The sequence below is a fragment of the Streptomyces sp. NPDC017890 genome (assembly GCF_044328675.1).
Lineage (GTDB): Bacteria > Actinomycetota > Actinomycetes > Streptomycetales > Streptomycetaceae > Streptomyces.
Window position 1 is genome coordinate 40,996 of record NZ_JBIRHU010000035.1, and the last position, 6,657, is coordinate 47,652.

At 70.5% G+C, this 6,657-nt stretch carries 7 protein-coding genes, 1 rRNA gene and 1 pseudogene; all 9 read right to left on the minus strand.

The window, feature by feature from the left end; all coding sequences use genetic code 11:
- Positions 1 to 1,001: lysophospholipid acyltransferase family protein (locus ACH4F2_RS32800; protein WP_398136390.1), on the minus strand; the 1,001-nt coding region annotated here is incomplete at its 3' end.
- Positions 1,002 to 1,015: 14 nt separating this feature from the next.
- Positions 1,016 to 2,077 (minus strand): NAD-dependent epimerase/dehydratase family protein, encoded by a 1,062-nt coding sequence (locus ACH4F2_RS32805; protein ID WP_398136391.1) that lies wholly within the window; start codon positions 2,075 to 2,077, stop codon positions 1,016 to 1,018.
- A gap of 219 nt (positions 2,078 to 2,296) precedes the next feature.
- On the minus strand, positions 2,297 to 2,395 hold the full coding sequence (locus ACH4F2_RS32810) for a 30S ribosomal protein bS22 (RefSeq protein ID WP_003948845.1): 99 nt from the start codon (positions 2,393 to 2,395) through the stop codon (positions 2,297 to 2,299).
- Positions 2,396 to 2,577: 182 nt separating this feature from the next.
- Positions 2,578 to 2,790 carry a helix-turn-helix domain-containing protein gene (locus ACH4F2_RS32815; protein ID WP_004984898.1) on the minus strand — a complete coding sequence of 71 codons (213 nt, stop codon included), beginning with the start codon at positions 2,788 to 2,790 and terminating at the stop codon, positions 2,578 to 2,580.
- Positions 2,791 to 2,920: 130 nt separating this feature from the next.
- Positions 2,921 to 3,736: a phosphatase gene (locus ACH4F2_RS32820; protein ID WP_398136392.1), complete on the minus strand. Its 816-nt coding sequence runs from the start codon at positions 3,734 to 3,736 to the stop codon at positions 2,921 to 2,923.
- 312 nt (positions 3,737 to 4,048) lie between these two features.
- Positions 4,049 to 5,221 carry an acetoin utilization protein AcuC gene (locus tag ACH4F2_RS32825; RefSeq protein ID WP_398136393.1) on the minus strand — a complete coding sequence of 391 codons (1,173 nt, stop codon included), beginning with the start codon at positions 5,219 to 5,221 and terminating at the stop codon, positions 4,049 to 4,051.
- A pseudogene (locus tag ACH4F2_RS32830) lies at positions 5,172 to 5,773 on the minus strand (hypothetical protein). Before ACH4F2_RS32830 ends, ACH4F2_RS32825 begins: the two are co-directional and overlap by 50 nt.
- A 69-nt stretch (positions 5,774 to 5,842) precedes the next feature.
- Positions 5,843 to 6,490 (minus strand): HAD family hydrolase, encoded by a 648-nt coding sequence (locus tag ACH4F2_RS32835; RefSeq protein ID WP_398136394.1) that lies wholly within the window; start codon positions 6,488 to 6,490, stop codon positions 5,843 to 5,845.
- Between the two features lie 75 nt (positions 6,491 to 6,565).
- Positions 6,566 to 6,657 (minus strand): 5S ribosomal RNA (gene rrf, locus ACH4F2_RS32840); the annotation flags it as partial.

Here is a 6,657-nt window from a genome sequence, read left to right on the forward strand (position 1 = left end):
TTGAACATCAGCATGGGATCCTCGGCCGCCTCCGGCGGATAGCCGTCCGTCGGGATCGGCTCGCCGAACTGGATCGTCCACTTCGTCGGCAAGGGCACCGCGCCCAGCGGCCCCAGCCACGGAAAGGTCGGCGTCAGCGGGAAGTACGGAAAGCCCAGCAGCCGCGCCAGCGTCTTCGCGTTGCCGATCATCGGGTAGATCTCCTCCGCGCCGACGATCGAGCACGGAATGATCGGCGCACCCTGCCGCAGCGCCGTCGACACGAAGCCACCGCGCCCGAAACGCTGGAGCTTGTAGCGCTCGCTGAACGGCTTGCCGACGCCCTTGAAACCCTCCGGCATCACCCCGACCAGCTCGCCCTGACCGAGCAGCCGTTCGGCGTCCTCCGCGCAGGCCAGCGTGTGGCCGAGCTTGCGGGCCAGCTCGTTGACCACCGGCAGCACGAAGACCAGGTCCGCCGCCAGCAGGCGCAGATGCCGGTCGGCCGGATGATGGTCGTGCACGGCGACCTGCATCATCAGCCCGTCCAGCGGCAGCGTCCCGGAGTGGTTGGCGACGATCAGCGCGCCGCCCTCGGCGGGGATGTTCTCCACGCCCTTCACCTCGACCCGGAAGTACTTCTCGTACACCGGGCGCAGCATGGACATCAGCACCTGGTCGGTGAGCTCGGCGTCGTAGCCGAAGTCGTCGACCTCGTAGTCGCCGGTGAGACGGCGGCGCAGGAACGCCAGACCGCCCGCGACACGCCGCTCCAGGCCGCCACCCGCCCCCTGCGGCCCCGGCCCGGGCACCCCGGACGACTCTGACGTCACGGGACCCTCGTCCGGTGCGGCACCGCGCACCGGCAGGGGCTGCACCTCACGTACCGGCACGGACTCCGCCGTGCCCTTGCGCCGACTCGCACCGCCGCGGCGCCGCGCCGGGCGCTGCGCCGCGTTCCCACTCTGACCGCTCCCCCGTGACCGGTCGTCGTCGAACGGAATGACCTTGGCGTCCGCCATCGTTGATGCGCTCCTCAGTTGGCGCTCTGCGTCGGGAGGTGGCCACTGCCCCGCAGGGACAGCTCCGCGATCCGGTCGACGGCCCCCGCGAGGGCCTCGGGCGGCAGCAGACCCATGCCACGGCCGCGCGCGAAGTCCGCGAACGCCCCGGCCGTCGAGTACTTCGGCCGGAAACCCAGGGTCTCGCGCATCTGCGTGGTGTCCACCACCCGCCCGTGGGTGAGCAGCCGGATCTGCTCCGGGGAGAAGTCCGTCATCCCCAGCGTACGCACGAGCGAGCCCGCCCAGGTGACCGCGGGCAGCAGCAGCGGCACCGTGGGGCGGCCCAGCCGGCGCGAGCACTGGGAGAGCAGCAGAACACCGTCGCCGGCGATGTTGAAGGTGCCGCTGTTCAGCGTGCCCCGCCGCGGCTCGTGCGAGGAGAGCCGCAGCACCTCGATCACGTCGTCCTCGTGCACGAACTGCAGCCGCGGGTCGTAACCGAACACCGTCGGCAGCACCGGCAGCCCGAAGTACGAGGCGAGCGGCGTCTCCGCCCCCGGACCGAGGATGTTGGCGAACCGCAGCACGGTCACCGCGACGTCCGGCCGACGGCGCGCGAAGCCCCGGACATACCCCTCGACCTCGACCGCGTCCTTGGCGAAGCCGCCGCTGGGCAGGGACTTGGGCGCGGTGGTCTCGGTGCAGACGGCCGGGTCGCGCGGCGCCGACCCGTACACGTTCGTACTGGACTTCACCACCAGCCGCTGCACGGCCGGCGACTTCTGGCAGGCGCCGAGCAGCTGCATCGTGCCGATGACGTTGGTCTCCTTGACCGACGTCCGGCTGCCGCTGCCCAGCGGCGTTCCCGTGACGTCCATGTGGACGACCGTGTCGGCAGCCGTCTCGGCGAGCACCCTCCCGATGGCCGACTGCCGGATGTCGGCCCGGACGAAGTCCGCGCCGCCCAGATGGTGCTCCGGCGCGATGGCGTCCACCCCGATGACCCGGTCCACGTCGGGATCACGCTGGATGCGCCGCACGAACCGGCCCCCCAGCTGACGGGCCACTCCGGTAACGAGCACGACCTTGCCCAAGATCAGCGCCTTTCTTCCGCCCTACTGCGTACCCTGCCGCGTTCCCCGTCCGCCGGCCAACTTAGCCGGTCGGTGTCGCGCTGTGATGACCGCCGGATGCAGCAAGTGACGGGATTTCGCGGCCGTGCCGCGCTCCGCGGTCCGGCTCCCGGGATACGACGGTGGCCCCCCACCGGATGCGGTGGGGGGCCACAGACCACGCTGACGGCGCAGCGTCGCTTACTTCTTGTTGCGACGCTGAACGCGCGTGCGCTTGAGCAGCTTGCGGTGCTTCTTCTTGGCCATCCGCTTGCGCCGCTTCTTGATAACAGAGCCCACGACTACCCTCGCTCACTTCTCATCACTCGGTTGTTGGGCGCCATGGGCCCACACGACCTACGAGGGGCTAGCCTACCCGCCCGAGCGCTGAGGTCGTAATCGAGGTGCCGAGGGGAGTCCCGGAGGCCGGGAGAGGTCCTGACGAGCCCTGACGGGCCCTGAGAGCCTCCCCCGGGCCACCGTCAGGCCGTTTCCACCCCCACATAGCTCTCACGGAGGTACTCGTGAACCGCTTGCTCCGGGACACGGAACGACCGTCCCACCCGGATCGCGGGCAGATGACCGCTGTGCACCAACCGGTACACGGTCATCTTGGACACGCGCATCACCGAGGCGACCTCCGCCACGGTCAGGAACTGAACCTCGTTCAGAGGCCTTTCGCCAGCTGCAGCCATGACACACCTGAACCTTCCGCACTCGACGGCCACCGGCTTCCCCTTCCGGTGACTCTTCGTCGTTGCGTGCTCACTCCCCAATGTAGGGGCGGGTGATGCGAATGGGGAAGAGGTGCACCCCACAGCTCCCCTACCGTGACAGACACGCTCGATTGAGTACGTAGCGGGTAAGCGGCCGGTAGTACTCAGACCGCACAGCGTCATCAAGTGGAACGACGACGGACACGGACCCCTCTGCCTGACCGACGAAGAGCGCGGGATCGTCCGTATCGGCCGGCCCGATGACCTCGAACCCCAGCTGACCTGCTCCGCAGACCCATCCGTGGTCCCCGATCACCAGCTCGGGAAGCGGCCCGCCGGCCTCGGCGGCGGCGGCCAGCGCGGTACGAACCGGGAGCGGCGAATGCGTGTGCGCGCCGGGCTCACCACCGGCGCGCCCGGCGCCTGGTTCCCGCACCAACGCGACTCCCCGGACGTAGTCGAGGTTGTACGTGCGTAGACCGAACCGGGTCGTTATGTCGACACGGCAACCCTCCGCCGGGGTGAGGACAGCACACCCCGCCGCCGACAACGCCTCGGCCAAGGAGGCGTAGAAACCGAGCAGTCGATGGGGGTGCCCGGTGCCCAGGAGGACCGGTGCGCGACGCTGAGCGACCACGGCGAGCCGATCGGCGAAAGCGTCCAGGGCGGCCAGTGTCCGATCGGGATCAATCACATCCTGGCCCGAAGTATCGTGCGGGTCGGCCGAAACCCCGCACCTCTCCGCCATCAGCCCGAGCAGGTCCCGCGGCCCCCAGTCCCCTTCCGGGTCGATCCCGATCAGCACCCGCGGGTCCCGGGCGGCGAACAGCCGGTAGCTCCGCAGACTCACCTCCCGGGAAGTCGCCACGGTACCGGCAAGACGAGCGTCCAGAAGATGAGCCCGAAGAGCTCCACGGGTCAGCACGATCCCGATGCTGCCCCGTCCCCCGTCCCCCGGCTCCCGGAACGCGGAAAATGCCCACGCCCGGAGTAACGCCCCCGCCACTCAGCCGCGGGCAAGTCGTGCCTCCCTCACTGCCTGCACGGCCTGGGAGGCACCCACAGGGCGGCACGGGGGGACGGTGGGGTCACCTCCCCGCGCATGGAGGCCCACCGCTCGAGCGAAGCCGAGACTGGGAGAGGTACCCCGCGAACACCGGGCAGCGCACCCGCCCCCGGCCAACCCTCACCCCGGGTACCCGACTCCTCCGCACCCCGCCGGCCCCGAAAGGTACCGTCAAGCCAGAAGCCCCCGCAACGGAAACACCGCCCGCCGAGCCGCCACCACCGCCTGATCCAACCGGTCGGCGGGGTCGTACCCCGCCTCCCACGGCGCCCAGGACACCGGCCACCGCCCGTCGGTCATCCGCATCGGCCCGAGCTGCCGCGTCCGCGCGAACACCTCCTGCCGCCACCCCTGCGGAATCACCGTCTCCGGCTCCACCGGCCGCCCCGCCGCGATCCCCACCAGATGCGTCCACGACCGCGGCACGACATCCACCACGGCGTACCCGCCGCCCCCCAGCGCCACCCACCGCCCCCCGGCGTACTCGTGCGCCAGCTCGTGGCACGCCACCTGCACCGCCCGCTGCGCGTCCAGCGACACCGCCAGGTGCGCGAGCGGGTCCTCGAAGTGCGTGTCCGCCCCGTGCTGCGTCACCAGCACCTGCGGCCGGAAGTCCGCGATCACCTCGGGCACCACCGCGTGGAACGCCCGCAGCCATCCCGCGTCCCCGGTCCCCGCCGGCAGCGCGACGTTCACCGCCGACCCCTCGGCGCTGTCGGCCCCCGTCTCCTCCGGCCACCCGGTCTGCGGAAACAGCGTCGCCGGATGCTCGTGCAGCGAGACCGTCAGAACCCGCGGATCCGCCCAGAACGCCGCCTGCACGCCGTCCCCGTGGTGCACGTCCACATCGACGTACGCGACCCGCTCGGCCCCCAGTTCCAGCAGCCGCGCGATCGCCAGCGCCGCGTCGTTGTACACGCAGAACCCGGAGGCCGCGCCCGGCATCGCGTGGTGCAGCCCGCCCGCGAAGTTCACGGCGTGCAGCACGTCCCCGCGCCACACCGCCTCCGCCGCCCCCACCGACTGCCCGGCGATCAGCGCGGACGCCTCGTGCATCCCCGGGAAGGCCGGATCGTCGACCGTCCCGAGTCCGTACGACCCGTCCGCCGCCCCCGGATCCGCCGACGCCGCCTTCACCGCGTCGATGTAGTCCTCCCGGTGGACGAGCCGCAGCGTCGACTCCCCGGCCGCCGGCGCCGCGACGACCTCGGCCTCCCGGTCGAGCCCCAGGGCACCGACCAGTCCTCGTGTCAGGGCGAGCCGGACCGGATCCATCGGATGCTCCGGGCCGAAGTCATAGCCCGTTACTGCCTCGTCCCACATCAGCTGTGCGCGGCCGCTCATGTCCGCCACCGTATCGGTCCGGTTGAGCCTCGAACGACCTGGCGTACACGACCGTCACCAGTACCAGCACCATCGGTACGACCATGGCCCCGCGGTACCTCCAGACGTCCCCCAGCGCCCCCACGCCAGCTGTTCCGAGCTCCCCAGCACGTCCTGCAGGTACTTCGCGCTCCAGTTGGAGACGGTCGAGTCCCCGATGTCCGCGAACGTCATCACCAGACAGAGCGGCACCAGACAGAGCGGCACCAGCACCTTGAACCCGGCGCCCGCGCCCTCCCCCCTCCGCGGCCCCTGTCAGAGCCAGGAGCACCACGGCTGGGACCAGCGCAGCAGCCGGCTCGGCGGCACCCGCCGCACCAGACGTCCGGTCGCCACACTCCCGATACCGGCCAGGATCGGTACCGCGGCCAGGAAGGCGGGCAGCAGCGCGTCGGATACGCCGTACCGGTCCTGGACGGCCGGGATGCGCGTCACCAGCAGAGCGAAGGCGACGCCCTGGGCGAAGAACCCGAACGCCCACGAGACCCTGCCGCGCCGCAGCACATCAGTCATGGCGGCGGGGGTAGGGCTCTGGCTCACCCCTGGGTAGAGAGAACCGAAGGTGCATCCCGCTCAGCTCTGTCAGCCCATCAGCAGGTCGGCCAACTCCCCCATGTCGCCGAAGAGCCGAGTGGCCCCGGCCAGCTTGGCAGCCGGCGTCATCGCATCGAACCCGTACACGTCCATCCCGGCCGCGATGGCGGCCTGGACGCCGAGCGGGCTGTCCTCGACCACCACGCACCGCGCCGGGTCGACCCCCATGCGCTCGGCCGCGTGCAGGAAGAGGTCCGGTTCCGGCTTCCCCCGCCCCACGTCCTGGGAACTGAAGATCCGCTCGTCGTCGAACCACCGGTCCAGGCCGGTCTTCCGGTGCCCCACCCGAATGCGTTCATGACTCCCGGAAGAGGCCACGCAGTACGCCACCCCGTCCGCCGTGAGCTTCTCGAGCACCCCGACGGCCCCCGGCACAGGTTCCAGGTCCCGTTCGAAGGCGGCGAACACCCGCCCATGGAAGACGTCGTCGAAGTTCTCGGGCAGCCGCCGTCCCGTCCGCTCCAGGATGAGGTCGTGAACCCGGTGCATCGCGGCACCCATGTAGTCCCTCAGCGAGTCGTCGTACGACGTCGGGTGCCCCAGCTCGGTCAGGTAGCCGGCCAGGAGCCGGTTGGAGATCGGCTCGCTGTCGACGAGGACGCCGTCGTTGTCGAAGATAACCAGGTCGTAGCGCATACAAAGACAGTAGACGCGGCCGTAAACGCAGAAAACCCCGCACCGTTCCCGGTGCGGGGTTTCCTTTGAATAATTGTTCGGCGGCGTCCTACTCTCCCACAGGGTCCCCCCTGCAGTACCATCGGCGCTGTAAGGCTTAGCTTCCGGGTTCGATATGTAACCGGGCG